Genomic DNA, 25,187 nt, shown 5'->3' with positions numbered 1-25,187 from the left:
TGTGGTAGTTTTGCGCGGTCTTGCGCCCCTCGTGTGGCGCATTGCTGGCAGCGTGCTTTCGTCGTGTCGAACCAAACGCCGATTTACGTATCTACATACGCGATTGGCGCGGCCCTCCACTAAAAGGGGCTGGCCCGATAACGTCGTAGTTCGCTGCATAACCATCGAATTTGATAGGGAAGGAACACCACCATGGCATTGACCAAAGACCAACTGATTGCCGACATCGCCGAATCGATCGCCGCGCCAAAAGCCACCGCCAAGAACGCTCTGGAGCAACTGGGCCAGATCGTTGCCGACCAACTGGAAAACGGCGCTGAAATCACTCTGCCAGGCATTGGCAAGCTGAAAGTCTCCGAGCGTCCTGCCCGTACCGGCCGCAACCCTTCGACTGGCGCTGCCATCGAAATCGCTGCCAAGAAAGTCGTCAAGTTCGTTCCAGCCAAAGTGCTGACCGACGCCATCAACAAGTAATTGTTGAAGCGTTGACGAAACCGCGCCCGGCTTGCCCGGGCGCGGTTTTTTCATGCCTGTGATTTACGCTGTGCGTGCCAGGCCAGGCGCGCAGCGGCGTCATGGAAGCTCCAGGCGACCATGCGGCTCTGTTTCTGCCCTTGGCCCATCTCTACGATGCGCACGGCCTTGGCGCCCGCCTTTTTCAGCGCCGCCTCGATACCTGGCAGGTTGCTGGCCTTGGACACCAGGCTGGTGAACCACAGCACCCGCTCGGCATATTGCACGCTTTCGCCAACCAGTTGGCTGACAAAGCGGATTTCGCCGCCTTCGCACCACAGTTCATTGTTCTGGCCTCCGAAGTTGAGCACGGGCAGTTTGCGCTTGGGGTCCTGCTTGCCCAGGTTTTTCCACTTGCGCTGGCTGCCGCGGGTGGCTTCGTCGCGTGAGGCATGGAAGGGCGGGTTGCACAGGGTCAGGTCGAAGCGTTCGCCCTCTTGCAGCAGGCCGCTGAGGATGTGTGCACGGTTGGCCTGCTGGCGCAGAATGATGGCCTTGCCCAGGCCATTGGCCTGGACGATGGCCTTGGCCGAGGCCAGTGCCACCGGGTCGATGTCCGAGCCGAGGAAGCGCCAGCGGTAGTCACTGTGGCCCAACAGCGGGTAGATGCAATTGGCACCTACGCCAATGTCCAGCGCACGTACCTGGGCGCCCTTGGGGACCTCACCCGCATTGTCGTCGGCCAACAGGTCGGCGGCCACGTGGATGTAGTCGGCGCGACCTGGAATGGGCGGGCACAGGTAGTCGGCGGGGATGTCCCAGTGCTGGATGCCGTATTGGGCCTTGAGCAGGGCGCGGTTGAACACCCGCACGGCTTCGGGGTTGGCGAAGTCGATGCTGAGTTTGCCGTGGGGGTTGGTGATGGTGAAGCGGGCCAGGTCAGGGTGGGCCTTGATCAGGCTGGGGAAGTCGTAGCGGCCCTGGTGGCGGTTGCGCGGGTGCAGGGTGGGTTTTTCTGTCATGGTCGGATCCGGTGTTGCAGGCCGTGGGGCTGCTTTGCAGCCCTTTCGCGACACAAGGCCGCTCCTACAGGATAGCGGCGCCCTTCAAACCGGCGCCGTCCCTGTAGGAGCGGCCTTGTGTCGCGAAAGGGCCGCAACGCGGCCCCTGCGGTCTATCAGATTGTTACAGCGCTGCAATCCGCGCATGTTGCTCGGTGAAGTTGGCCAGGGCCTGCTCGGACTCGGCCAGCTTGGCGCGCTCCTTCTCGATCACCGCAGGCGGCGCCTTGTCGACGAAGGCGGCGTTGGACAGCTTGCCGCCCACGCGCTGGACTTCACCTTGCAGACGCTGGATTTCCTTGTTCAGGCGAGCCAACTCGGCGTCTTTGTCGATCAGGCCTGCCATCGGCACCAGCACCTGCAGATCGCCCACCAGTGCGGTGGCCGACAGCGGCGCTTCGTCGGCATCGCCGAGGACGGTGAACGACTCGACCTTGGCCAGCTTCTTCAGCAGCGCTTCGTTTTCCTGCAGGCGGCGCTGGTCGTCGGCGTTGGCGTTCTTCAGGAACAGCGGCAGCGGCTTGCCGGGGCCGATGTTCATCTCGGCGCGGATGTTGCGCAGGCCGACCATCAGCTCTTTCAGCCACTCGATGTCGCCTTCTGCAGCGGCGTCGATGCGCGCTTCATTGGCCACTGGCCACGGCTGCAGCATGATGGTCTTGCCATCGATGCCAGCCAGCGGCGCGATGCGCTGCCAGATTTCTTCGGTGATGAACGGCATGAACGGGTGCGCCAGGCGCAGCGCTACTTCCAGCACGCGCACCAGGGTGCGGCGGGTGCCACGGGCGCGCTCGACCGGGGCGTTTTCGTCCCACAGTACCGGCTTGGACAGCTCCAGGTACCAGTCGCAGTACTGGTTCCAGATGAACTCGTACAACGCCTGGCTGGCCAGGTCGAAGCGGAACTGCTCCAGCTGGCGGGTCACTTCGGCTTCGGTGCGCTGCAGTTGCGAGATGATCCAGCGGTCGGCCAGCGACAGTTCGTAGGCTTCGCCGTTCTGGCCGCAGTCTTCGCCCTTGTCCAGCACGTAGCGGGCAGCGTTCCAGATCTTGTTGCAGAAGTTGCGGTAGCCTTCGACGCGGCCCATGTCGAACTTGATGTCGCGGCCAGTGGAGGCCAGCGAGCAGAAGGTGAAGCGCAGGGCGTCGGTGCCGTAGCTGGCGATACCTTCAGGGAACTCGGCCTTGGTCTGCTTGGCGATTTTTTCGGCAAGCTTGGGCTGCATCATGCCGCTGGTGCGTTTTTCCAGCAGGGCATCGAGGGTGATGCCGTCGACGATGTCCAGCGGGTCCAGGACGTTGCCTTTGGACTTGGACATCTTCTGGCCCTGGCCGTCACGTACCAGGCCGTGCACGTACACGGTCTTGAACGGTACCTGCGGGGTGCCGTCTTCGTTCTTGATCAGGTGCATGGTCAGCATGATCATGCGCGCAACCCAGAAGAAGATGATGTCGAAGCCAGTCACCAATACGTCGGTGGAGTGGAACTTCTTGAGGAATTCGGTCTGTTCCGGCCAGCCCAGGGTGGAGAAGGTCCACAGGCCCGAGCTGAACCAGGTGTCGAGCACGTCGTCGTCCTGGCGCAGGACCACGTCGGCGCCCAGGTTATGCTTGGTGCGCACTTCAGCCTCGTCGCGGCCGACATAGACCTGGCCGGCCTCGTCGTACCACGCCGGAATGCGGTGGCCCCACCACAGCTGGCGGCTGATGCACCAGTCCTGGATATCGCGCATCCAGGAGAAGTACATGTTCTCGTACTGCTTGGGCACGAACTGGATGCGGCCATCTTCCACAGCGGCGATGGCGGGTTCTGCCAGCGGCTTGGTGGAAACGTACCACTGGTCGGTCAGCCACGGCTCGATGACAGTGCCGGAGCGGTCGCCTTTCGGCACTTTCAGCGCGTGGTCGTCGATGCTGACCAGCAGGCCCTGGGCGTCCAGGTCGGCGACGATCTGCTTGCGCGCGACAAAGCGGTCGAGGTTGGCGTACTGGGCTGGCAGTCGGGTGTCGACCTGCTCGTTGACGCTGCCGTCGAGGTTGAAGGCCTGGGCGCTGGCCAGCACGAAGGCGTTCTTGTCGAAGATGTTCAGCAGCGGCAGGTTGTGGCGCTTGCCGACTTCGTAGTCGTTGAAGTCGTGGGCCGGGGTGATCTTCACGCAACCGGTACCGAATTCTGGGTCGCAGTAGTCGTCGGCGATGATCGGGATGCGGCGACCGACCAGTGGCAGTTCAACGAACTTGCCGATCAGTGCCTGGTAACGTTCGTCGTTCGGGTTGACGGCCACGGCGGCGTCACCCAGCAGGGTTTCTGGACGCGTGGTGGCAACGACCAGGTAATCCTGGCCTTCGGCGGTCTTGGCGCCGTCGGCCAGCGGGTAGCGCAGGTTCCACAGGTGGCCTTTCTCGTCGTGGTTTTCCACTTCGAGGTCGGAGATGGCCGTGTGCAGCTTGGTGTCCCAGTTGACCAGGCGCTTGCCGCGGTAGATAAGGCCGTCTTCATGCAGGCGCACGAACGCTTCTTTAACGGCTTCGGAGAGGCCGTCGTCCATGGTGAAGCGCTCGCGGCTCCAGTCTACCGACGAACCCAGGCGACGGATCTGGCGGCTGATGTTGCCACCGGACTGATCCTTCCACTCCCAGACCTTTTCCAGGAACTTTTCGCGGCCCAGGTCATGACGGTTCTGGCCTTTGGCTTCGAGCTGGCGCTCGACCAGCATCTGCGTGGCGATACCGGCGTGGTCGGTGCCTGGCTGCCACAGGGTGTCGCGGCCTTGCATGCGACGGAAACGGATCAGGGCGTCCATGATCGCGTTGTTGAACCCGTGGCCCATGTGCAGGCTGCCGGTGACGTTCGGCGGCGGGATCATGATGGTGTAGGACTCGCCTGCACCTTGCGGGGCGAAATAGTTCTCGGACTCCCAGGTGTTGTACCAGGAAGTTTCAATAGCGTGCGGCTGGTAGGTCTTATCCATGCGCGGCGGGACCCTGTGCATTTATTCGGGAAAGCCGAAAAGTATAACGAAGGCACAGGGTTTAGGCGACAGGCCGGGGGCTGCTTTGCAGCCCTTTCGCGACACAAGGCTGCTGCCACAGATGAACGCCTTCCTCCTGTGGCAGCGGCCTTGTGTCGCGAAGGTCACTCCGAACGCTTGATCAACCGCTCGATCCGCGCATCCAGCCGGCGCTTGATCTCGTTCTCGATGTGCGGGGTAAAGTCGTTGATCACGTCCTGCATGATCAACTGCGCAGCCGCCCGCAGCTCGCTTTCCAGGTGCAGCAGGGTGTCCTGGCGGCGGGTCTGCGGGTCTTCCTCGGGTTCTACAGCTACCGGTTCGGCAACAGGGGCAGGTTTGCCGGCAGGCTCTTCCAGCAGCAACGGGATCTGCTCTACCGTCTCGGTCAGCAGCGGCGGTTGCAGGTCGGCGTCGCCAAGCAGCTGGCGGATCGACTCAAGGTCATCGAGCAGGTGGGCGGAGTCGGGCAAAGGGGAGGGCTTGTCCATCGTCGTCAAAGTCGCTGTAAGCGGTGGTCTTGCAGAGCATAGCCCTGTTCACGGTAGAAACGGAATCGCTCACGGGCTGATTGGCGGATACCAGGCTCTTCGACGACGATTTCGGCTACCCGCTCGAACTGGCCGACAAAACCCGGCACGCTGGCGCCCAGGTTGATCAGCAGGTCGTGGTGCTCGCCTGCGTTGTCAGCCAGGCCCAGGGCCACGTCAGCATCGGCATGCACTTCGGCCAGGTCGTGGGGCACGAACGCCTCGCCCTTGAAACGCCATAAGCGCTGGTCCAGCTCGCTGCGCTGTTCAGTATCCTGGCAGTGCAGATAAACACGGTGGCCGAGGCGCCAGGCTTTTTCGCACAGTTTGCAGGCGAAATCGAGCCGCGCCGACAGCGAGTCGGTGGGCAAGATGTAGAAGTCGACTTTGCTCATGGTTGGTCTCGCCGGCCGGTGGCGCAGGGCACCACCGGCTTCACGGCGTCAGGCGCCAGCGCGGTCCAGCAGGTACTGGGTCAGCAGGGGGACCGGGCGGCCAGTGGCGCCCTTGTCCTTGCCGCCGCTTACCCAGGCGGTGCCGGCGATGTCCATGTGCGCCCAGTTGTAGGCCTTGGCGAAGCGCGACAGGAAGCAGCCAGCGGTGATGGTACCGGCCTTCGGCCCGCCGATGTTGCCCATGTCGGCGAACGGGCTGTCCAACTGCTCCTGGTATTCGTCGAACAGCGGCAGCTGCCAGGCACGGTCGTCGGCGCGCTTGCCGGCATCGAGCAACTGGCCGACCAGGTCGTCATTGTTGCCCATCAGGCCGGAGGTGTGGCTGCCCAGGGCAACGATGCAGGCGCCGGTCAGGGTGGCGATGTCGATCACCGCCTGTGGCTTGAAGCGTTCGGCGTAGGTCAGGGTATCGCACAGCACCAGGCGGCCTTCGGCGTCGGTGTTGAGAATTTCCACGGTCTGGCCGCTCATGGTGGTGACGATGTCACCCGGGCGGGTGGCGCCGCCACTTGGCATGTTCTCGGCGCAGGCCAGCAGGCACACCAGGTTGATCGGCAGTTGCAGCTCGAGCACGGCATGCAGGGTGCCGAACACGCTGGCGGCGCCGCACATGTCGTATTTCATTTCGTCCATGCCGGCGCCTGGCTTGAGGCTGATGCCGCCGGTATCGAAGGTAATGCCTTTACCGACCAGCACGAACGGCTTGTCGGCCTTCTTGCCGCCCTGATAATTGAGCACGATCAGGCGTGGCGGCTGGTCGCTGCCCTGGCCCACGGCGTAGAAAGCGCCCATGCCCAGGTCCTTGATCTTTTTCTCGTCCAGCACTTCAACCTTGAGGCCTTTGTGCGCCTTGCCCAGGTCCTTGGCCTGTTCGGCCAGGAAGCTTGGGTGGCAAAGGTTGGGCGGCAGGTTACCGAGGTCGCGGGTGAAGGCCATGCCGGTGGCGATGGCGCTGGCGTGCTTGACCGCGCGCTCGACTTCGGCCTGGCCGGCCTTGTCGGCCAGCAGGGTGACCTTTTTCAGGGCGCGTGGCTCGGCCTTCTGGCTTTTGAAACGATCGAACACATACTCGCCGTCGAGCAGGGTTTCAGCCAGCAGGCGGTACTTGCCGTAGTGGGCGTCGCGGTTGCTGACAGCGATATCGTCCAGAGCCAGTACGGCATCAGCGCCGTTCAGGCCCTTGAGTACGCCAGCGACACTGGCAACCAGTTTGCGCCAGGCGCGATCACCCAGGGCTTCTTCCTTGCCACTGCCAACCAGCAGCACGCGCTCGGCCTTCAGGCCCGCGAGGTTCTGCAGCAGCAAGGTCTGCCCCGGCTTGCCGGCCAGGTCGCCGCGCTTGAGCACGGCGCTGATGGCGCCTTCGCTGGCCTGGTCGACTGCCTTGGCAACAGCGCCGAGCTTGCGATTTTCACCTACCGGAATGACCAGCGTGGCGGTTTTTACGGATGCAGCAGCTACGCTTTTTACAACCAGTTCCATGTCAGGGTCCCCGAATGATCGATACGTATGGCGCTGTGCGTTCCAGCGCTCTGGACGGGCCTGGCCGCGTCGTCGCGCACCAGCAGAAAAGCTGCCAGTTTGAGCCTGCGGCAAGCGTGCTGACAACCCCGTTGTGCACCTTCATGCGCGGCCAAGTGACAGGGGCGGCCAATCACAGGATAATGCGCGCACTTTACATGGAGGTTCGCCTTTGGCGAACCGGCATTGGTCTTGGATGTACTAAGTCATTGTTTGGCGCCATTGCATGGCAGTCCGCCCTGACAACCCAGGAGTGTCTGGTTTGATCGTCTTTCGTTATCTGTCCCGCGAGGTCCTGGTGACCTTGAGCGCCGTCAGCGCTGTGCTGCTGGTGATCATCATGAGCGGGCGCTTCATCAAGTACCTGGCCCAGGCTGCCCAAGGCGTGCTCGATCCGGGTGTGCTGTTCCTGATCATGGGCTTCCGCCTGCCGGGCTTCCTGCAGCTGATCCTGCCGCTGGGGCTGTTCCTCGGCATTCTTCTGGCTTACGGGCGCCTGTACCTGGAAAGCGAGATGACCGTACTGTCGGCCACGGGCATGAGCCAGCAGCGCTTGCTGGGCCTGACCATGGCGCCGGCCGCCCTGGTCGCCCTGCTGGTGGCCTGGCTGAGCCTGAGCCTGGCACCGCTGGGCGTAGCCCAGGTGCAGCAGATCATCAGCCAGCAGGATGCCCTGACCGAGTTCGACACCCTGGTGCCGGGCCGCTTCCAGACATTGCGTGATGGCTCGCGGGTAACCTACACCGAGCAACTGTCGGATGACCGCATCAACCTGGCTGGGGTGTTCATCTCCGAGAAGCGCTTCAACCAGGACAAGACCAAGGACCGTGCCCCGTCGGTGCTGGTCGCCGAGAAAGGCCACCAGGAGATCCAGGCCGACGGCAACCGCTACCTGGTCCTGGAGAACGGCTACCGCTACGACGGCAACCCGGGCCAGGCCGACTACCGTGCTATCAAGTACGACACTTACGGCGTGCTGCTGCCCAAACCGGAAGTCGCCGAGGAGGTAACCGAGCGCGAAGCTATCCCTACCTCCGAGCTGATTGGCAAGAAAGGCCTGCGTGAGCGCGCCGAACTGCAATGGCGGATATCGCTGCCGATCCTGGTGTTTGTCGTTACCTTGTTGGCGGTGCCGCTGTCACGGGTCAACCCGCGACAAGGCCGCTTCCTGAAGCTGTTGCCAGCAATTCTTCTGTACATGGCCTACCTGACAATGCTGATTTCCGTACGCGGCGCCCTCGAGAAGGGCAAACTGCCGATCGCCCTGGGCATGTGGTGGGTCCACGGCCTGTTCCTGCTGATCGGCCTTGGTCTGATGTACTGGGAGCCTCTGCGCCTCAAACGCGCCGCTCGCCGTGCGGAGGTGGCCCATGGCTAAGCTCGACCGCTACATCGGCCAGAGCGTGCTGATGGCCATTCTGGCTGTGCTGGGGATCATCCTCGGCCTGGCCTCGCTGTTCGCCTTCATCGATGAGATGAGCGACCTGAGTGACACCTACACGGTGATGGAAGCGGGCAACTTCGTCCTGCTTACCGCACCACGGCGGCTGTACGAAATGCTGCCGATGGCGGCATTGATCGGCTGCCTGATCGGCCTGGGTAGCCTGGCCAGCAGCAGCGAACTGACCATCATGCGTGCGGCGGGTGTTTCCATCGGCCGTATCGTCTGGGCGGTGATGAAGCCGATGCTGGTGCTGATGCTGGTTGGCCTGCTGATTGGCGAGTACGTGGCACCGGTGACCGAGAACAAGGCCCAGGCCGACCGTTCCCTGGCCCAGGGTGGCGGTGAAGCGCAAAGCTCCAAACGCGGCATGTGGCACCGCCAGGGCGAGGAATACGTGCACATCAACGCCGTGCAGCCCAACGGCCTGCTGCTGGGTGTAACCCGCTACCGCTTCGACAACGAGCGCAAGATCGTCACCTCGAGCTTCGCCCGCCGCGCGCAGTACCAGGACGACCACTGGCTGCTGGCTGACGTGCGCACCACCTACTTCCGTGGCGACCACACCGAAGTGGTCAACGCGCCGCAGGAGCGCTGGGACGTTTCGCTCACGCCAGAACTGCTCAATACCGTGATTCTGGCGCCGGAGTCGCTGTCGATCACCGGGCTGTGGGACTACATCCACTACTTGTCCGACCAGGGCCTGAACAACGCCCGTTATTGGCTGGCGTTCTGGACCAAGGTGCTGCAGCCGATGGTGACGGCGGCACTGGTGCTGATGGCGATCTCGTTCATCTTTGGCCCGCTGCGTTCGGTGACGCTTGGCCAGCGCGTGTTCACCGGTGTACTGGTGGGCTTCGTGTTCCGCATCGGCCAGGACTTGCTGGGGCCTTCGAGCCAGGTGTTCGGCTTCCCGCCGCTGCTGGCGGTGGTGATCCCGGCAGGCATCTGTGCGCTGGCGGGTGTGTGGTTGTTGCGCCGAGCGGGTTGATGGCCTGAGCTGCATAAAAAGCCGACCCTAGGGTCGGCTTTTTCGTAGGCCCGTTCTGGGTCATTTCTTCTGCTTCGGCACCCGCACCAGTTGGCTTTCCGAGTAGATGTCATGCCAACCGCGCTTGCGCTTGTCGATCAGCACCCAGAAAAAACCCAGCCCCAGGCACAGCCATGAGGCGATCGATACCACAAAGCGCAACAGCGCCTGCCACAGGCTGATGGCCGAGCCATCGGCGTTCTGCACCCGCACACCCCACACCTGCATGCCCAGGGTCTGCCCACCGTGGGTCCAGAACTTGGCAAAGAAGCCGAACAGGGCGAACAGCAACACCGTTGACAGCAGAGGGTCGCCATCCAGTGCGCCGGCCTCGGTCAGCTCGCGCATACGCGCCTCGCCGATAATCGACATCTGGATCATCTTGTAGGCACCAGCGGTTACGATCAGCAGTGCCGTACACAGCAGAAAGTCATAGAACATCGCCGCCAGGCGCCGGCCCAGGCCGACCGGCGGAAAATCACCCTGGGGTGTGAGCAGAGGCTTGGACATGCAGGACGGCTCCAGAAGACGAAGCCGCTATTCTACGGGCAAAAAAAAGCCCCTGCACTTGGCAGGGGCTTTTGGGTGTCTGGTATTCGCTTATGCGACGACCTGAACCTGGTCAGCCTGCAGGCCTTTCTGGCCCTGGACGGCTACGAAGGTAACCTTCTGGCCTTCTTTCAGGCTTTTGAAACCGTTGCCTTCGATAGCACGGAAGTGCACGAACAGATCAGCACCGCTTTCTGGGGTGATGAAACCGTAACCTTTCTCGTCGTTAAACCACTTGACGGTACCGTTCTGACGCTCAGCCATTGTCTTATTTCCTATGAAGCTTGAATTTTGATGACAGTTACTTTCGCACTTGTTTGTAAGCGAAAGATTACTGGGCTGGGTTGCAGGAAAGTAAGAGACGTCGAACGGGTTGTAGCAAATCTCGGCTACTGGCCCAGGTCACGAACTGTTGCGACCCATGCAAACACAGTGCAGTGACTCTACGCCAACTCCCGAGCGAAAAACAAGCCCTTGGTCGTATGGAAAAATGACCGTCTGCCGATAACCGACCGCTTTGTCGGAAACGGCGTGGCGCCTGGCCTGGCGCCATGTTCAAAAGTTATTGGGAAGGTTCGAAAACGAATATGTCGAACCTGCCCGCAACCTTCACAGAACCGTTTCAACCACGGTAGTAACGTTGTGCCACGAAAGGCATTTTGCTGACTTTCAAGGCAACCTTCTTGCCGCGTACTACGGCAAACAGGGGGGTGTCGAGTGCAGCATGTTCACTCTCGATATAACCCATTGCAACAGGGGCGCCGAGTGTCGGGCCAAAGCCACCGCTGCACACTTTACCTACCGGTTTATCGTTTGCATCGACAATGTCCGCCCCTTCACGTACTGGGGTACGTTCTTGTGGCAACAGCCCGACACGTTTGCGCGCCACTCCCTCGCGCTGGTGGGCGAAGATTGCCTCGGCGCCAGGGAACCCTGCAGCACGCGCACCCTCGGCACGGCGCACTTTGGAAATCGCCCACAGCAGACTGGCTTCGATCGGAGTGGTCTCGGTATTCATGTCATGGCCATACAGGCACAGGCCGGCTTCCAGGCGCAGCGAGTCGCGCGCGCCCAGGCCGATAGGTTGTACTTCCGGCTCGGCCAGCAGGCGGCGGGCCAAAGCTTCGGCGCCTTGGACCGGTACCGAAATCTCGTAGCCGTCTTCGCCGGTGTAGCCCGAGCGGCTGACGAAGCAGTCTTCACCCAGCAGTTTCACCGGGCGGAACTGCATGAAGGTCATGCCGGCCACTTCCGGGGCCAGGCGCTCAAGCACCTTGACCGCTGCCGGCCCTTGCAGGGCGAGCAGGGCACGCTGCTCGAACAATGGCTGCACCTCGCAACGGCCGCCGATGTGCGTTTGCAGGTGGGCCAGGTCCTGGTCCTTGCAAGCGGCGTTCACCACCAGGAACAGGGTGTCGTCGCCCAGGTTGGCCACCATCAGGTCGTCAAGGATACCGCCTTGTTCATTGGTGAACATGGCATAGCGTTGCATGCCCACCGGCAGGTCGATGATGTCCACTGGCACCAGGCTTTCCAAGGCCTTGGCGGCATCGGCGCCGCGCAGGATGATCTGGCCCATGTGCGAGACATCGAACAGGCCGGCCTGCTCGCGGGTGTGCAGGTGTTCCTTGAGCACGCCCAGCGGGTACTGCACTGGCATGTCGTAGCCGGCGAACGGCACCATGCGCGCCCCCAATTCCAGGTGCAGGGCATGCAGTGGGGTCTTGAGCAGTGTTTCGGACATCGGTGACTCCTTGCTGTTGTTGTCGGGTCAACATTCGATGATGTTGACGGCCAGGCCGCCTCGGGCGGTCTCTTTGTATTTGCTTTTCATGTCGGCGCCAGTCTGGCGCATGGTGCGGATGACCTTGTCGAGGGACACGAAGTGCTGGCCGTCCCCGCGCAAGGCCATGCGCACCGCGTTGATGGCTTTCACCGAACCCATGGCATTGCGTTCGATGCAGGGCACCTGCACGAGGCCTCCGATCGGGTCGCAGGTCAGGCCCAGGTTGTGTTCCATGCCGATTTCGGCGGCGTTCTCCACCTGCTGCACGCTGCCGCCCATCACTTCGCACAACGCCCCGGCGGCCATCGAACAGGCGACGCCGACTTCTCCCTGGCAGCCCACTTCGGCGCCGGATATGGAGGCGTTTTCCTTGTACAGGATGCCGATGGCCGCAGCGGTGAGCAGAAAGCGCACCACCCCGTCCTCGCTGGCGCCCGGCACGAAACGCATGTAGTAGTGCAGTACCGCCGGGACGATGCCCGCCGCACCGTTGGTGGGGGCGGTAACCACACGCCCGCCATAGGCGTTTTCCTCGTTCACCGCCAAAGCGTAGAGATTGACCCAGTCAAGCACCGACAGGGCGTCACGCAGGCTGGCCTCCGGGTGGCGGCTCAGTTGGCGGTACAGGGCTGGTGCCCGGCGTTTTACCTTGAGCCCTCCTGGCAAGATACCTTCGTGCTGGCAACCGGCTTCGACGCAATCCTGCATCACCTGCCAGATGCGCAGCAGCCCGGCGCGGGTTTCTGCCTCTGGGCGCCAGGCGGCCTCGTTGGCCAACATCACTTGGCTGACTGACAGTTGCATTGCAGAGCAATGGCCTAGCAGTTCCTTGGCCGTTTTGAAGGGGTAGGCCAGCACGGTGCTGTCCTCGACGATGCGGTCATGGCCGGCGGCGTCCTCATCCACCACGAAACCGCCGCCCACCGAGTAGTACTCGCGGCTGCGGATTTGCAGGCCGGCCTCGTCGAACGCGCGGAAGATCATGCCATTGGGATGGTAGTCCAGCGGCTTGCGGATCATCGCAAGGTGCTGCTTTTCGATGAACGCAATGCTGTGCTCGCCCAGCAGGTTGATGCGGCCGCTGTCGCGGATGGCCTGCAGCCGAGCCGGGATGCTGTCGGTGTCGATAATGTCTGGGTGTTCGCCTTCAAGGCCCAGCAGCACGGCCTTGTCACTGCCATGGCCCTTGCCGGTGGCGCCCAGTGAGCCATACAGCTCGGCCCTGACGCTGGCGGTGCTGGCAAGCAGGCCGTCACGGCGCAGCCCTTCGGCAAAGCGCGCAGCGGCACGCATCGGGCCGACTGTGTGTGAACTGGAGGGGCCGATGCCGATCTTGAACAGGTCGAAGACACTCAATGACATGGTGACCTCCTGCCAGGGTTTCAGGACGGACGGTGAACCCTGTGGGAGCGGGTTTACCCGCGAATGCGGCGGTAAAGCCACCATCGCATTCGCGGGTAAACCCGCTCCCACAGAGGCCCACACCTCAACTCAGGGAACGGGCCCGAAAGCTATCAGGCGTCCTGATAGCTCTCGATCGACGGGCAGGCGCATACCAGGTTACGGTCGCCGAACACGTTGTCGACCCGGCCGACTGGCGGCCAGTATTTGCCTTCCACCAGGCTCGGCAGCGGGTACACCGCCTGTTCGCGGCTGTAGCCATGGGCCCATTCGCCAACCAGCTCGGCCGCCGTGTGCGGGGCGTTTTTCAGCGGGTTGTCGTCCTTGTCCAGGCTACCGTTCTCGACCGCGCGAATTTCTTCGCGGATCTGGATCATCGCGTTGCAGAAACGGTCGAGTTCTTCCTTGGACTCGCTTTCGGTCGGTTCGATCATCAGCGTGCCTGCCACCGGGAAGGACATGGTCGGGGCATGGAAGCCGAAGTCGATCAGGCGCTTGGCCACGTCGTCGACGCTGATGCCGCTGGTGTCCTTCAGCGGGCGCAGGTCGAGGATGCACTCGTGAGCCACCAGGCCATTACCGCCGGTATACAGAACAGGATAGTGCTCTTCCAGGCGGCGGGCGATGTAGTTGGCATTGAGGATCGCCATCTGCGAGGCACGCTTGAGGCCGGCACCGCCCATCATGCGGATGTACATCCAGGTGATCGGCAGGATGCTGGCGCTGCCGAACGGTGCGGCGCACACCGCACCTTCGGTGTTTTCCAGTTTCGCGTGACCAGGCAGGAACGGCGCCAGGTGCGACTTGACGCCAATCGGGCCGACGCCCGGGCCGCCGCCACCGTGCGGGATGCAGAAGGTCTTGTGCAGGTTCAGGTGGGAAACGTCGCCACCGAACTTGCCAGGGGCGCACAGGCCGACCATGGCGTTCATGTTGGCGCCGTCGATATACACCTGGCCACCGTTGTCGTGAATGATTGCGCAGATTTCGCCGATCGCTTCCTCGAACACACCGTGGGTCGACGGGTAGGTGATCATGATCGCGGCCAGGCGCTCGCGGTGTTCGATGGCCTTGGCGCGCAGGTCCTCGACATCGACGTTGCCGCGGGCGTCACAAGCGGTGACTACGACGCGCATGCCCGCCATGTGTGCGGTGGCCGGGTTGGTGCCGTGGGCCGACGATGGGATCAGGCAGATGTCGCGGTGGCTTTCGCCGCGGCTGCGGTGATAGGCGCGGATGGCCAACAGGCCTGCGTATTCGCCCTGCGAGCCGGCGTTGGGCTGCAGCGATACTGCGTCATAACCGGTGGCGGCACACAGCATGGCCTCCAGTTCGGTGGTCATCTGCAGGTAGCCTTGGCTCTGCTCGGCCGGGGCGAACGGGTGCAGGTTGCCGAACTCGGCCCAGGTGACCGGGATCATTTCGCTGGCGGCGTTCAGCTTCATGGTGCACGAGCCCAGCGGGATCATGCTGCGGTCCAGCGCCAGGTCCTTGTCGGCCAGGCGGCGCAGGTAGCGCATCAACTCGGTTTCGCTGTGATAGCGGTTGAACACGGGGTGTTCGAGGATGGCCGACTGGCGCAGCAGGGCGGTGGGCAGCAGCGAGCCGGTGCTGGCGGCCAGGGCGGCGAAGTCAGGTTGTGCCTGGTCACCAGCGAACAGCTGCCACAGCGACTCGACGTCCGCCTGGCTGCTGGTTTCGTCCAGCGACAGGCCCAGGTGGGCGGCGTCGATCTGGCGCAGGTTGATGCCCTGGGCGCGTGCCTTGTCATGCAAGCTGGTGGTGGCGGTACCGGTGGCCAGGGTCAGGGTGTCAAAGGCGCTGGTGCCCACTACCGGTACGCCCAGGGCCTTCAGGCCGGCGGCCAGGATCGCGGTCAGCGCATGGGTACGCTCGGCAATGCGCTTGAGGCCGGCCGGGCCGTGGTACACGGCGAACATGCTGGCGATGTTGGCCAGCAGTACCTGTGCGGTGCAGATGTTGCTGGTGGCCTTTTCGCGGCGGATGTGCTGCTCGCGGGTTTGCATGGCCAGGCGCAGGGCGGTTTTGCCGAAGCGGTCGATCGATACGCCGACCAGGCGGCCAGGCATGTCGCGCTTGAACGCGTCGCGGGTGGCGAAGTAGGCCGCGTGCGGGCCACCGAAGCCCAGGGGTACGCCAAAACGCTGGGCGCTGCCGATGGCCACGTCGGCGTCGAACTCGCCCGGAGGGGTCAGCAGCGTCAGCGCCAGCAGGTCGGCAGCGACGGCGACCAAGGCGTTGGCGGCGTGGAAGCGCTGTACCACTTCACGGTAGTCGAACACTTCACCGTTGCTGGCCGGGTACTGCAGCAGGGCGCCGAAGAAGGCGCTGACATCGCCCAGCTCGCGCTCGTCGCCGACCACGACCTCGATACCCAGCGGCTCGGCGCGGGTGCGCAGCACGTCCAGGGTTTGCGGGTGGCAGTGCACGGAGGCGAAGAAGGTGTGGCTGGCCTTGTTCTTCGACAGGCGCTTGCAGAAGGTCATGGCCTCTGCGGCGGCAGTGGCTTCGTCGAGCAGCGAGGCATTGGCGATCGGCAGGCCGGTCAGGTCGCTGATCAAGGTCTGGAAGTTCAGCAGCGCTTCCAGGCGGCCCTGGGAAATTTCTGGCTGGTACGGGGTGTAGGCGGTGTACCAGGCTGGGTTTTCCAGCAGGTTGCGCAGGATCGGCGCCGGAGTGTGGGTGTTGTAGTAGCCCTGGCCGATGTAACTTTTGAACAGCTGGTTCTTGCCGGCGATGGCCTTGAGCGCGGCGAGCGCGTCGGCTTCGCTCTGGCCGTCGTGCGAGCCAAGCACGCTGGTGCCCTTGATGCTGTCAGGGATGACTGCGGCAGTCATGGCGTCCAGCGAGTCGAAGCCCAGGGCGGCGAGCATGGCCTGTTCGTCAACGGCGCGCGGGCCGATGTGGCGGGCGATGAATTCGTTGGCGGTGCCGAGGTTGATGGTCATGGCGCAGTTCCTCAAGCGTCGTCGTTGGCTTTGATCAGGCGGTCGTAGGCGTCCTGGTCGAGCAGTGCGCTGACTTCGCTCATGTCGGCCGGGTTGAAGCGGAAGAACCAGCCTTCGCCCATCGGGTCTTCGTTGACCAGCTCTGGGCTGTTTTCGAGCTGGTCGTTGACCGCGACCACTTCGCCGCTCAGCGGCATGTACACGCCGCTGGCGGCCTTTACCGATTCAACGGTGGACGCTTCGCTGCCTTTCTCGTACTGCTGCAACTCGGGCAGTTGCACGAAAACCACATCGCCAAGGGCGTTCTGGGCGTAGGCGGTGATGCCCACGGTGACGCTGCCATCGGCTTCGACGCGCAGCCATTCGTGATCTTCAGTGAAACGCAACTCGCTCATGGGGAATCCTCGGGAAGCAGGGCGTTGGGCGCGGTGGCTCCGCGCTCTTGGGTTGCGATTCCCTAAGCAATATCGCGGCCAATCACAAAAAATCGTTATAAATCATATGCTTATATTGTTTCTGCAATGCGTTTGACATTTTTGTGGAACGATAACGCTACAGTTGGCGAGGGGAGAGACAGGGTTTTGTGATCAAACCCTTGTGCAGACGCATCTGAATGGTTGTGTATCGATTTCAATCCGGCGTACTGAAATCGATACAGCCTTGAGAGCCGGGTTCATCCTCCGATAAGGAGGAGCAATGCCAGGTACAACTTGATCACGACGACATTGATGATGTCGATGAAGAACGCGCCCACCATCGGTACCACCAGAAAGGCAATCTGGGAGGCGCCGTAGCGCTGGGTCACCGCCTGCATGTTGGCGATGGCCGTCGGCGTCGCACCCAAGCCGAAGCCGCAGTGCCCTGCGGCCAGGACTGCCGCATCGTAGTTGCGCCCCATCACCCTGAAGGTCACGAAGATCGCGAATAGCGCCATGACCAACGTCTGCACGGCCAACAAGATGAAGAAGGGTAAGGCCAGGGCTGCCAGGTCCCACAATTTGAGCGACATCAAGGCAATGGCCAGGAACAGGGACAAACTCACGTTGCCCATTACTGACACTTCCCGCTCGAATACACGGTAAAAGCCGATTGCTGAAAGCCCGTTGCGCAACACTACCCCCACGAAGAGTACGCAGACGAAGGTCGGTAGTTCAAATGTTGTGCCTTTCAATGCGCTATTAAGTAGTGTGCCGGCCAGCAAGCTGACGGCAATAAGTGCGAGGGTCTCGATAAATGTAAATGGCGTAATCAGGCGCTCTTTATGCGGGTGTTCGAAACCCTTTGGTAACTGCGGAACTTCTTCTTCGATACCGGGTGCCTTGACGCGCTTGATCAACATCCTGGCGACGGGACCACCAATCAAACCGCCCAGCACCAGGCCGAAGGTGGCAGAGGCCATTGCCAGTTCGGATGCCGAAGCCAGGCCAAATCTCTCGGTGAAGGTTGCGCCCCAGGCAGCGCCTGTACCGTGGCCCCCCGACAAACTGATCGAACCGGTCAGCAAGCCCATCAGCGGATCGAGCCCCAATGCTGTTGCCAGGCCGATGCCCATGGCGTTCTGAACCAGCAGCAAGCCTGTGACCACCAGCAAAAACACCGCCACCACGCGCCCGCCCTTTTTCAGGCTGGCGAAGTCTGCACTCAAGCCGATGGTGGCGAAGAATGCCAACATCAACGGCGTTTGCAGCGAGGTATCAAACTGGACGTGTACATCGAAACTGCGCAAGGCCAAGAGTGACAAGGCAACGACCAGGCCGCCTGCAACAGGCTCCGGGATATTGTAAGTACGCAGGAAACCAATTCGTGCGACCAAACTACGCCCCAGTAGCAATACTAAAGAGGCGGCTACAAGTGTCCCGTAAAAATCGAGTTCAATCATCAGGGTACTCTTCGTTCAGGGTGACAAGCGAAATTACAACGTCACCATTCTACGGCGAGCACTCCCGTCAATTGCGGCTGCGCGGTTAGGAAAAGTCTGAACCATCCGCCAGTTTTGACGATAACTATCAGGGTTTGCCGGGTATTCCATATTTGCGCAAGCGCTGGGCGATGGCGGTATGCGAAGTTTGCAAGCGCCCGGCCAGTTGCCGCGTCGATGGGTAACTGGCATACAGGCGCTGCAACAGTTCGCGTTCGAAATCTCCCACGGCCTGTTCCAGGCTGGCCACTTCACCCTCTTGCCCGCGTGCCACCGAGGTCCCCGCAATGTCCAGGTCGCCGATGTCCACCAGGTTGCTCTCGCAGATGGCCGCCGCGCGGAAAATCACGTTCTGCAACTGACGCACATTGCCCGGCCAAGGGTTGGCCAGCAGTGCCGAATGGGTGGCCGGAGTCAGCCGGCAGGCTGGGCGCTGGATCTGCGTGCAAGCCTGCTGCATGAAGAAGTGCGCCAGCATCAGGATGTCCTGGCCACGGTCGCGCAGTGGCGGCACCTGCAGGTTGAGCACGTTCAGGCGGTAGAACAGGTCTTCGCGGAAGCTACCTTCGGCAACCATGCGCTCCAGGTCGCGGTGGGTGGCGCTGATGATGCGCACATCCACCTTCACCTCGCGGTCACCGCCCACCCGGCGGAAGCTGCCGTCGCTGAGAAAGCGCAGCAGCTTGGCCTGCAGGTACGGTGACATTTCGCCAATTTCATCAAGGAACACCGTGCCCTGATTGGCCAACTCCATCAGCCCGGGCTTGCCACCGCGTTGCGCGCCGGTGAAGGCGCCGGGGGCGTAACCGAACAACTCGCTCTCGGCCAGGCTCTCGGGCAGCGCGGCGCAATTCAGTGCCAGGAACGGTGCCGCATGGCGGCTGCTGATGGCATGGCAGGCGCGGGCGACCAGCTCTTTACCCGTGCCGGTTTCACCATGTACCAGCAGTGGCGCATCAAGCGCTGCCACGCGCAGGGCGCGGGCCTTCAGGGTGCGTATGACCGGCGACTCGCCAAGCAAGGCATCGAAGCCTTCGGCGTGGTCGTGGTGCAGGGCCGACAGGCGTTCGCCCATGCGCGAAGGTGGGTACAGCGTCAGCAGGCCACCGGCGTTGGTGATCGGCATGGCGTCCAGCAGCAGGCTCTGGCCGTTCAACTGCATTTCGCGCATGGGCAGGTGGAAGTTGTTGTCCAGCAGGGCCTGCAGCAGTGCAGGGTCGCCAAACAGTTCATCCACCGAGCGCCCGGCGGATTCACGGCCGCACAGTTCGATCAGCGCCGGGTTGGCCAGCAACACCAGGCCTGCGCTGTCCACCGCCAGCACCGGGTCGCTCATGGCCGCTAGCAGGGCATCGAGTTGCAGGTGGCGACGCTGGCCGGGGAGGATGTCGACCACGTCCACCGACTGCACGCCGTGTACTTCGAACAGCGCGTCATGCAGTTCTTCGAGCACGGCGGGGCTGAGGGTGGGGGCGTCGATGTAGACGTTCGGCGGGACCATCTCCACGGCGTCCAGGTTGAGGTTGCGGGCACCGAGCAGGGCGAGGACTTCCTGGGTGATGCCGACGCGGTCGATGAAGCTGACGTGGATGCGCATGGGGAGGCGAAAGGTGGTGGCCGGGGAGGGCGGTAGTATGCCTTAACATCGCCGGGGCCGCTTTGCGGCCCTATCGCGACACTAGGCCACTCCCACAACGTTTACGCATTCAGTTGTGGGAGCGGCCTTGGGCTGCAAAGCAGCCGCAAAATGCTGAAATCACTCGAGATGTTCAGGTTTGATCGGGTCGCCCGATTTCACATCGAGCTTTTCGCGGATGTCCGCGAACATATAGTCATAGAGCTTGTGTGGCGAACTCAGGGTCTCGAACTTCTTTGGCGGCGCCAGGTACGACTGGGCCTTGCGGGTCAGCAGCATGAGGAAACTGGGCAGTACCTGGTCCTTGGGGAGGAAGAACTTTTCTTCCACCGGTTTGCCTTCGATGCTGCCATGCATGTGGAATTGAATGCCTCTGCCTTCCCTGGGGTCCGACACGGCCTCGTACTCGATGTTCAGGTCGTAGCTGTGGTCGGCATTGTTCAGCGCAGTGCGCTCGATGTGTACATGACCGGGGTGGTACTGGGCCATGGTTAGCTCCTTTGGAAGGTCGAAAATGGCGGGCCCCGTGAGCCCGCCGACTGCATTCAACGGTAGCTGATCCCAGGCTTCTCGGTAGAAACCCGAGTGCCGGCGGTGCCCTTGACGATGTCCTCGATGTTTTCCAGCGAGCTGATCACGGCGACCTTGCCGGTATTGCGGGCGAAATCACTGGCTGCTTGAACCTTCGGCCCCATGGAGCCGGCAGCGAAGCCCAAGCGTTCGAGTTCGTCCGGGTGGGCCTGGGCAATGGCTTTCTGCGTTGGCTTGCCCCAGTCAATGTAGGCTGCATCGACGTCGGTGGCGATTATCAGAAGGTCGGCTTCCAATTGTTCGGCCAGCAGCGCCGAGCACAGGTCTTTGTCGATCACCGCCTCGATGCCTTTGAGCTTGCGGTTTTCATCGTACATGGTGGGGATGCCGCCACCGCCGGCGCAAATCACGATACTGCTCTTTTCCAGCAGCCACTTGATCGGGCGAATTTCGAAGATGCGCTTGGGTTTCGGGCTGGCCACCACGCGGCGGTACTTGTCGCCGTCGGCCTTGACTACCCAGCCCTTTTCCTTGGCCAGGCGCTCGGCTTCTTCCTTGCTGTAGACCGGGCCGATGAACTTGGTCGGGTCCTTGAACGCTGGGTCGTTGGCGTCCACTTCCACCTGAGTCAGCAAGGTGGCGAACGGCACCTCGAAGGCCAGCAGGTTGCCCAGTTCCTGTTCGATCATGTAGCCGATCATGCCTTCGGTTTCGGCACCCAGCACGTCCAGTGGGTAGGCTTCGTCCGGCTTGTAGGAAAGGGCCTGCAGCGACAGCAGGCCGACTTGCGGGCCGTTGCCGTGGGCGATGACCAGCTCGTTACCGGGGTGAATCTTGGCGATCTGTTCGGTGGCGGTGCGGATATTGGCGCGCTGGTTGTCAGCGGTCATGGGCTCGCCGCGACGCAGCAGGGCGTTGCCGCCCAATGCAACAACGATACGCATGGGGAATGTCCTTTGCATTTGCAGAAGAGGGGTACACCTCGCCCCCCACAAGGAGGGCGAGGTACGCCGTCAGAGGTCAGCCAGGGTCGAAACCAGGATCGCCTTGATCGTGTGCATGCGGTTTTCCGCCTGCTCGAAGGCGATGCAGGCGGGTGACTCGAACACGTCGTCGGTCACTTCGATACCGTTGGCCAGGTCTGGGTACTGTTCGGCGATCTGCTTGCCGACCTTGGTTTCGGAGTTGTGGAACGCCGGCAGGCAGTGCATGAACTTGGTCCGTGGGTTGCCGGTGGACTTCATCAGTTCGGCATTCACCTGATAAGGCTTGAGCTGCTTGATGCGCTCACCCCAGGCCTCGATCGGCTCACCCATCGATACCCACACGTCGGTATGCACGAAGTCCACACCCTTGACCGCGGCTTTCGGATCTTCGGTGAGGGTGATGCGCGCGCCGCTTTCTTCAGCGTACTTCTTGCAGCGTTCGACCAGGTCGTCGTGTGGCCACAGCGCCTTGGGCGCGGCGATGCGCACATCCATGCCAAGCTTGGCGCCAATCAACAGCAGCGAGTTGCCCATGTTGTTGCGGGCGTCGCCCAGGTAGGCGTAGCTGATGTCGTGCAGCGGCTTGTCGCTGTGTTCGCGCATGGTCAGCACGTCGGCGATCATCTGCGTCGGGTGATATTCGTCGGTCAGGCCGTTGAACACCGGTACGCCGGCGAACTTGGCCAGCTCCTCGACGATTTCCTGCTTGAAGCCACGGTATTCGATGGCGTCGTACATGCGCCCGAGCACACGGGCAGTGTCCTTCATGCTCTCCTTGTGACCGATCTGCGAAGAGTTTGGGTCGATATAGGTAACGTTGGCGCCCTGGTCATAGGCGGCCACTTCGAACGCGCAGCGGGTACGGGTGGAGGTTTTTTCGAAGATCAGGGCAATGTTGTTGCCCTTCAGGTGCTGCTGTTCGGTGCCGGTGTACTTGGCGCGCTTGAGGTCGCGGGACAGGTCCAGCAGGTAGCGCAACTCGCGCGTGGTGTGGTGTTCCAGGCTGAGCAGGTTGCGGTTGTGAATGTTGAACGCCATGACAGTTTCTCCTTGAGTCCGGTGATGTCCCGGCCGCCACTTTGTGGGTGCGGCCGGGCGTAATGGTCGTTAGTAGTCGATCGGGTCGCGCACAATCGGGCAGGTCATGCAGTGGCCGCCGCCCCGGCCCCGGCCCAGTTCGCCGGCGCTGATGGTGATGACCTCGATGCCGGCCTTGCGCAGCAGGGTGTTGGTGTAGGTGTTGCGGTCGTAGCCGATGACCACGCCGGGCTCGATGGCCACCACGTTGTTGCCGTCATCCCACTGTTCGCGCTCGGCGGCGAAGCTGTTGCCGCCTGTTTCGACCACGCGCAGGCCACCCTTGAGGCCAAGCTGCTCGCCGACCACTTCGATGAACGACTTGTTGATGCGGCGCACATCCATGCCGTAAGGCTTGCTTTCGTCCGGGCGGATGATGAATGGCACGATCTCTTTCACCACTTCCGGGAAGACCGTGACCAGGTCGCGGTCGCAGAAGCTGAACACGGTGTCCAGGTGCATGGCGGCGCGGGACTTCGGCAGGCCGGCAACGATCACTTCCTTGACGGCGCCCTTGGCGAACAGGTTCTGCGCCAGTTGGCCAATGGCCTGGCGCGAGGTGCGCTCGCCCATGCCGATGAGCACGATGCCATTGCCGATCGGCATCACGTCACCGCCTTCGAGGGTGGCATTGCCGTGGTCCTTGTCCGGGTCGCCGTACCACACCTGGAAGTCAGCGCCGGTGAATTCCTTGTGGAACTTGTAGATGGCGGTGGTCAGCAGGGTTTCCTGGCGGCGCGCCGGCCAGTACATCGGGTTCAGCGTGACGCCGCCGTAGATCCAGCAGGTGGTGTCGCGGGTGAACTGGGTGTTGGGCAGTGGCGGCAGGATGAAGCTGGAGTGGCCCAGGTAGTCGTTGTACATCTTGACCACATCGGCGCCTTCGCTCTGTGGCAGGTCCTGGCCCGCCACACCACCGATCAGGAATTCGGCCAGGTGACGCGGGTCAAGGCCTTCGAGCCAGCTGCGCACTTCGTTGGTCAGCCCCACGCCGACGGTGTCGGGGGTGATCTTGCGGTCGAGGATCCACTTCAGGGCCTCTTTGTTCTGCACGATGTCGGTCAGCAGGTTGTGCATTTCCAGCACATCCACGCCACGCTCGCGCATCTTGGTGACGAAGTCGAAATGGTCACGCTTGGCCTGGTCTACCCAGATCACATCGTCGAACAGCAGTTCGTCGCAGTTGCTCGGCGTCAGGCGCTTGTGCGCCAAGCCCGGGGCGCAAACCATCACTTTGCGCAGTTTGCCGGCTTCGGAGTGGACACCGTACTTCTGTTTTTCAGCGGACATGGTTTCATTCCTCCAATTGAACGAAGACGTGGGTCAAAGGGTCAGGAAGCCGTCGTACAGGCCAAAGGCTGCCACCAGGGCGCCGACGACCACGGCTGCGAAGATCAGTTTTTCCACGTTGGTGAAGACAGGTTGGCCTACCTCACGCTTGGCCTTGGCGAACAGGATGGCGCCAGGTGCGTAGAGCAGGGCCGAGAGCAGCAGGTATTTCACACCGCCGGCGTACAGCAGCCAGACGGCGTACAACAAGGCGATACCGCCGATGATCAGGTCTTTCTTGCGCTCGGCCAGGGCCTGTTCGTAGGTTTCGCTGCGCAGTGCCAGCAGGAAGGCGTAGGCCGCCGACCACAGGTAGGGCACCAGGATCATCGAGGTGGCGAGGTAGATCAGCGACAGGTAGGTGCTGTTGGAGAACAGCGTGATCACCAGGAAGATCTGCACCATGGCGTTGGTCAGCCACAGGGCGTTGGCCGGTACCTGGTTGGCGTTCTCGCGGCGCAGGAACTCCGGCATGGTGTGGTCCTTGGCGGCGGCGAACATGATCTCGGCGCACAGCAGCACCCACGACAGCAGGGCCCCCAGCAGCGAGATGATCAGGCCGACGCTGATCAGCACCGCGCCCCAGTGGCCGACCACATGTTCCAGCACGGCGGCCATCGACGGGTTCTGCAGCTTGGCCAGCTCTGGTTGGGTCATGATGCCCAGCGACAGCACGTTGACCAGCACCAGGAACAGCAGCACGGTAACGAAGCCGATAACCGTGGCCTTACCCACGTCAGAGCGTTTTTCCGCCCGGGACGAGAAAATGCTCGCGCCCTCGATGCCGATGAACACCCACACGGTGACCAGCATCATGTTGCGCACCTGGTTCATCACGCTGCCAAGCTCTGGTGTGCCTACGGCCCAGATGTCGGCGGTGAAGATATCGAGCCTGAAGGCGAACAGGCAGATCAGGGCGAACAGCACCAGCGGCACCACTTTGGCCACGGTGGTGACCAGGTTGATGAACGCTGCCTCCTTGATACCGCGCAATACCAGGAAGTGCACGGCCCACAACAGGATCGACGCGCCAATGATGGCGGCCGGCGTGTTGCCTTCACCGAAGATTGGGAAGAAGTAGCCCAAGGTGCTGAACAACAGCACGAAGTAGCCGACGTTGCCCAGCCAGGCACTGATCCAGTAGCCCCAGGCTGAGGAGAAGCCCATGTAGTCGCCAAAACCGGCCTTGGCGTAGGCATATACCCCGCCATCCAGATCAGGCTTGCGGTTGGCCAAGGTCTGGAACACGAACGCCAGGGTCAGCATGCCGACCGCGGTGATGCCCCAACCGATCAACACCGCGCCAACCCCTGCGCTGGCGGCCATGTTTTGCGGCAGCGAGAAGATCCCGCCACCAATCATCGACCCGACGACAAGTGCAACTAACGCACCAAGCTTTAGTTTTCCGGATGAATCAGACATTTAACAACTCCTGCCAGGAGAAAGTTGACGACAGAATAGATCCGACGCCTTTGCCGTAACCTGACTTGCGTCAGTTTAAGGC

General features: G+C 62.2%; 21 protein-coding genes. 3 read left to right on the top strand and 18 right to left on the bottom strand.

Annotation, left to right across the window (positions count from 1 at the left end; genetic code table 11):
* The first annotated feature begins 192 nt into the window (after nt 1-192).
* Complete coding sequence (locus APH42_RS12870; protein ID WP_003255106.1) at nt 193-474, top strand: HU family DNA-binding protein; 282 nt, start codon at nt 193-195, stop codon at nt 472-474.
* Nucleotides 475-524: 50 nt separating this feature from the next.
* Here the strand turns inward: APH42_RS12870 and rlmF are convergent, their stop codons facing one another.
* The 5 genes from rlmF to APH42_RS12845 form a co-directional block, all read right to left on the bottom strand.
* A complete protein-coding gene (rlmF, locus tag APH42_RS12865) occupies nt 525-1,475 on the bottom strand; it encodes a 23S rRNA (adenine(1618)-N(6))-methyltransferase RlmF (protein WP_060493432.1) in 951 nt (316 codons plus the stop codon).
* Nucleotides 1,476-1,638: 163 nt separating this feature from the next.
* Nucleotides 1,639-4,485 (bottom strand): valine--tRNA ligase, encoded by a 2,847-nt coding sequence (locus APH42_RS12860; protein WP_012270678.1) that lies wholly within the window; start codon nt 4,483-4,485, stop codon nt 1,639-1,641.
* Between the two features lie 164 nt (nt 4,486-4,649).
* On the bottom strand, nt 4,650-5,015 hold the full coding sequence (locus tag APH42_RS12855; protein WP_012270679.1) for a hypothetical protein: 366 nt from the start codon (nt 5,013-5,015) through the stop codon (nt 4,650-4,652).
* Nucleotides 5,016-5,020: 5 nt separating this feature from the next.
* Entirely contained in the window at nt 5,021-5,449 is a 429-nt protein-coding gene (locus APH42_RS12850; RefSeq protein WP_060493431.1) for a DNA polymerase III subunit chi, read from the bottom strand.
* 48 nt (nt 5,450-5,497) lie between these two features.
* Entirely contained in the window at nt 5,498-6,991 is a 1,494-nt protein-coding gene (locus APH42_RS12845; RefSeq protein WP_060493430.1) for a leucyl aminopeptidase, read from the bottom strand.
* A gap of 301 nt (nt 6,992-7,292) precedes the next feature.
* Between APH42_RS12845 and lptF the strand changes: the two genes are divergently transcribed.
* Nucleotides 7,293-8,408: an LPS export ABC transporter permease LptF gene (lptF, locus tag APH42_RS12835; RefSeq protein ID WP_012270682.1), complete on the top strand. Its 1,116-nt coding sequence runs from the start codon at nt 7,293-7,295 to the stop codon at nt 8,406-8,408.
* Entirely contained in the window at nt 8,401-9,462 is a 1,062-nt protein-coding gene (gene lptG, locus APH42_RS12830) for an LPS export ABC transporter permease LptG (protein ID WP_012270683.1), read from the top strand. The genes lptF and lptG overlap by 8 nt, the downstream gene beginning before the upstream one ends.
* Nucleotides 9,463-9,522: 60 nt before the next feature.
* Here the strand turns inward: lptG and APH42_RS12825 are convergent, their stop codons facing one another.
* The 13 genes from APH42_RS12825 to arcD form a co-directional block, all read right to left on the bottom strand.
* The gene (locus APH42_RS12825) at nt 9,523-10,011 is read right to left on the bottom strand and encodes an RDD family protein (RefSeq protein WP_003255094.1); all 489 of its coding nucleotides are present in this window, start codon (nt 10,009-10,011) and stop codon (nt 9,523-9,525) included.
* Nucleotides 10,012-10,101: 90 nt separating this feature from the next.
* On the bottom strand, nt 10,102-10,314 hold the full coding sequence (locus tag APH42_RS12820; RefSeq protein ID WP_012270684.1) for a cold-shock protein: 213 nt from the start codon (nt 10,312-10,314) through the stop codon (nt 10,102-10,104).
* 358 nt (nt 10,315-10,672) lie between these two features.
* A complete protein-coding gene (gene gcvT, locus APH42_RS12815; RefSeq protein WP_012270685.1) occupies nt 10,673-11,794 on the bottom strand; it encodes a glycine cleavage system aminomethyltransferase GcvT in 1,122 nt (373 codons plus the stop codon).
* A 27-nt stretch (nt 11,795-11,821) separates the two neighbouring features.
* Nucleotides 11,822-13,198 (bottom strand): L-serine ammonia-lyase, encoded by a 1,377-nt coding sequence (locus APH42_RS12810; RefSeq protein WP_012270686.1) that lies wholly within the window; start codon nt 13,196-13,198, stop codon nt 11,822-11,824.
* Nucleotides 13,199-13,350: 152 nt separating this feature from the next.
* A complete protein-coding gene (gene gcvP, locus APH42_RS12805; RefSeq protein ID WP_060493429.1) occupies nt 13,351-16,206 on the bottom strand; it encodes an aminomethyl-transferring glycine dehydrogenase in 2,856 nt (951 codons plus the stop codon).
* An 11-nt stretch (nt 16,207-16,217) separates the two neighbouring features.
* Nucleotides 16,218-16,601 carry a glycine cleavage system protein GcvH gene (gene gcvH / locus APH42_RS12800; protein WP_012270688.1) on the bottom strand — a complete coding sequence of 128 codons (384 nt, stop codon included), beginning with the start codon at nt 16,599-16,601 and terminating at the stop codon, nt 16,218-16,220.
* Nucleotides 16,602-16,879: 278 nt separating this feature from the next.
* Nucleotides 16,880-18,085 (bottom strand): sodium/glutamate symporter, encoded by a 1,206-nt coding sequence (gltS, locus tag APH42_RS12795; protein ID WP_012270689.1) that lies wholly within the window; start codon nt 18,083-18,085, stop codon nt 16,880-16,882.
* A 127-nt stretch (nt 18,086-18,212) separates the two neighbouring features.
* Nucleotides 18,213-19,721 (bottom strand): sigma-54-dependent transcriptional regulator, encoded by a 1,509-nt coding sequence (locus tag APH42_RS12790; protein ID WP_012270690.1) that lies wholly within the window; start codon nt 19,719-19,721, stop codon nt 18,213-18,215.
* A gap of 159 nt (nt 19,722-19,880) precedes the next feature.
* Entirely contained in the window at nt 19,881-20,249 is a 369-nt protein-coding gene (locus APH42_RS12785) for a DUF5064 family protein (protein ID WP_012270691.1), read from the bottom strand.
* A 56-nt stretch (nt 20,250-20,305) separates the two neighbouring features.
* On the bottom strand, nt 20,306-21,235 hold the full coding sequence (gene arcC, locus APH42_RS12780) for a carbamate kinase (RefSeq protein WP_012270692.1): 930 nt from the start codon (nt 21,233-21,235) through the stop codon (nt 20,306-20,308).
* Nucleotides 21,236-21,304: 69 nt separating this feature from the next.
* Complete coding sequence (locus tag APH42_RS12775; RefSeq protein WP_012270693.1) at nt 21,305-22,315, bottom strand: ornithine carbamoyltransferase; 1,011 nt, start codon at nt 22,313-22,315, stop codon at nt 21,305-21,307.
* A 69-nt stretch (nt 22,316-22,384) separates the two neighbouring features.
* Complete coding sequence (arcA, locus tag APH42_RS12770; RefSeq protein ID WP_012270694.1) at nt 22,385-23,644, bottom strand: arginine deiminase; 1,260 nt, start codon at nt 23,642-23,644, stop codon at nt 22,385-22,387.
* Nucleotides 23,645-23,677: 33 nt separating this feature from the next.
* The gene (gene arcD / locus APH42_RS12765) at nt 23,678-25,105 is read right to left on the bottom strand and encodes an arginine-ornithine antiporter (RefSeq protein ID WP_012270695.1); all 1,428 of its coding nucleotides are present in this window, start codon (nt 25,103-25,105) and stop codon (nt 23,678-23,680) included.
* Nucleotides 25,106-25,187: the final 82 nt, after the last annotated feature.

It is taken from the genome of Pseudomonas sp. NBRC 111140 (assembly GCF_001320885.1).
Classification (GTDB): Bacteria; Pseudomonadota; Gammaproteobacteria; order Pseudomonadales; family Pseudomonadaceae; genus Aquipseudomonas; species Aquipseudomonas putida_P.
Note: the sequence above shows the minus strand (reverse complement) of the source record. Positions and strands in the feature narration are given on the sequence as shown.

Excerpts from the sequence above, each read along its gene's own strand:
- APH42_RS12870 (WP_003255106.1), top strand. The coding sequence starts at position 193 with ATGGCATTGACCAAAGACCAACTGATTGCCGACATCGCCGAATCGATC.
- rlmF (WP_060493432.1), bottom strand. The coding sequence starts at position 1,475 with ATGACAGAAAAACCCACCCTGCACCCGCGCAACCGCCACCAGGGCCGC.
- APH42_RS12860 (WP_012270678.1), bottom strand. The coding sequence starts at position 4,485 with ATGGATAAGACCTACCAGCCGCACGCTATTGAAACTTCCTGGTACAAC.
- APH42_RS12855 (WP_012270679.1), bottom strand. The coding sequence starts at position 5,015 with ATGGACAAGCCCTCCCCTTTGCCCGACTCCGCCCACCTGCTCGATGAC.
- APH42_RS12850 (WP_060493431.1), bottom strand. The coding sequence starts at position 5,449 with ATGAGCAAAGTCGACTTCTACATCTTGCCCACCGACTCGCTGTCGGCG.
- APH42_RS12845 (WP_060493430.1), bottom strand. The coding sequence starts at position 6,991 with ATGGAACTGGTTGTAAAAAGCGTAGCTGCTGCATCCGTAAAAACCGCC.
- lptG (WP_012270683.1), top strand. The coding sequence starts at position 8,401 with ATGGCTAAGCTCGACCGCTACATCGGCCAGAGCGTGCTGATGGCCATT.
- APH42_RS12825 (WP_003255094.1), bottom strand. The coding sequence starts at position 10,011 with ATGTCCAAGCCTCTGCTCACACCCCAGGGTGATTTTCCGCCGGTCGGC.
- APH42_RS12820 (WP_012270684.1), bottom strand. The coding sequence starts at position 10,314 with ATGGCTGAGCGTCAGAACGGTACCGTCAAGTGGTTTAACGACGAGAAA.
- gcvT (WP_012270685.1), bottom strand. The coding sequence starts at position 11,794 with ATGTCCGAAACACTGCTCAAGACCCCACTGCATGCCCTGCACCTGGAA.
- APH42_RS12810 (WP_012270686.1), bottom strand. The coding sequence starts at position 13,198 with ATGTCATTGAGTGTCTTCGACCTGTTCAAGATCGGCATCGGCCCCTCC.
- gcvP (WP_060493429.1), bottom strand. The coding sequence starts at position 16,206 with ATGACCATCAACCTCGGCACCGCCAACGAATTCATCGCCCGCCACATC.
- gcvH (WP_012270688.1), bottom strand. The coding sequence starts at position 16,601 with ATGAGCGAGTTGCGTTTCACTGAAGATCACGAATGGCTGCGCGTCGAA.
- gltS (WP_012270689.1), bottom strand. The coding sequence starts at position 18,085 with ATGATTGAACTCGATTTTTACGGGACACTTGTAGCCGCCTCTTTAGTA.
- APH42_RS12790 (WP_012270690.1), bottom strand. The coding sequence starts at position 19,721 with ATGCGCATCCACGTCAGCTTCATCGACCGCGTCGGCATCACCCAGGAA.
- APH42_RS12785 (WP_012270691.1), bottom strand. The coding sequence starts at position 20,249 with ATGGCCCAGTACCACCCCGGTCATGTACACATCGAGCGCACTGCGCTG.
- arcC (WP_012270692.1), bottom strand. The coding sequence starts at position 21,235 with ATGCGTATCGTTGTTGCATTGGGCGGCAACGCCCTGCTGCGTCGCGGC.
- APH42_RS12775 (WP_012270693.1), bottom strand. The coding sequence starts at position 22,315 with ATGGCGTTCAACATTCACAACCGCAACCTGCTCAGCCTGGAACACCAC.
- arcA (WP_012270694.1), bottom strand. The coding sequence starts at position 23,644 with ATGTCCGCTGAAAAACAGAAGTACGGTGTCCACTCCGAAGCCGGCAAA.
- arcD (WP_012270695.1), bottom strand. The coding sequence starts at position 25,105 with ATGTCTGATTCATCCGGAAAACTAAAGCTTGGTGCGTTAGTTGCACTT.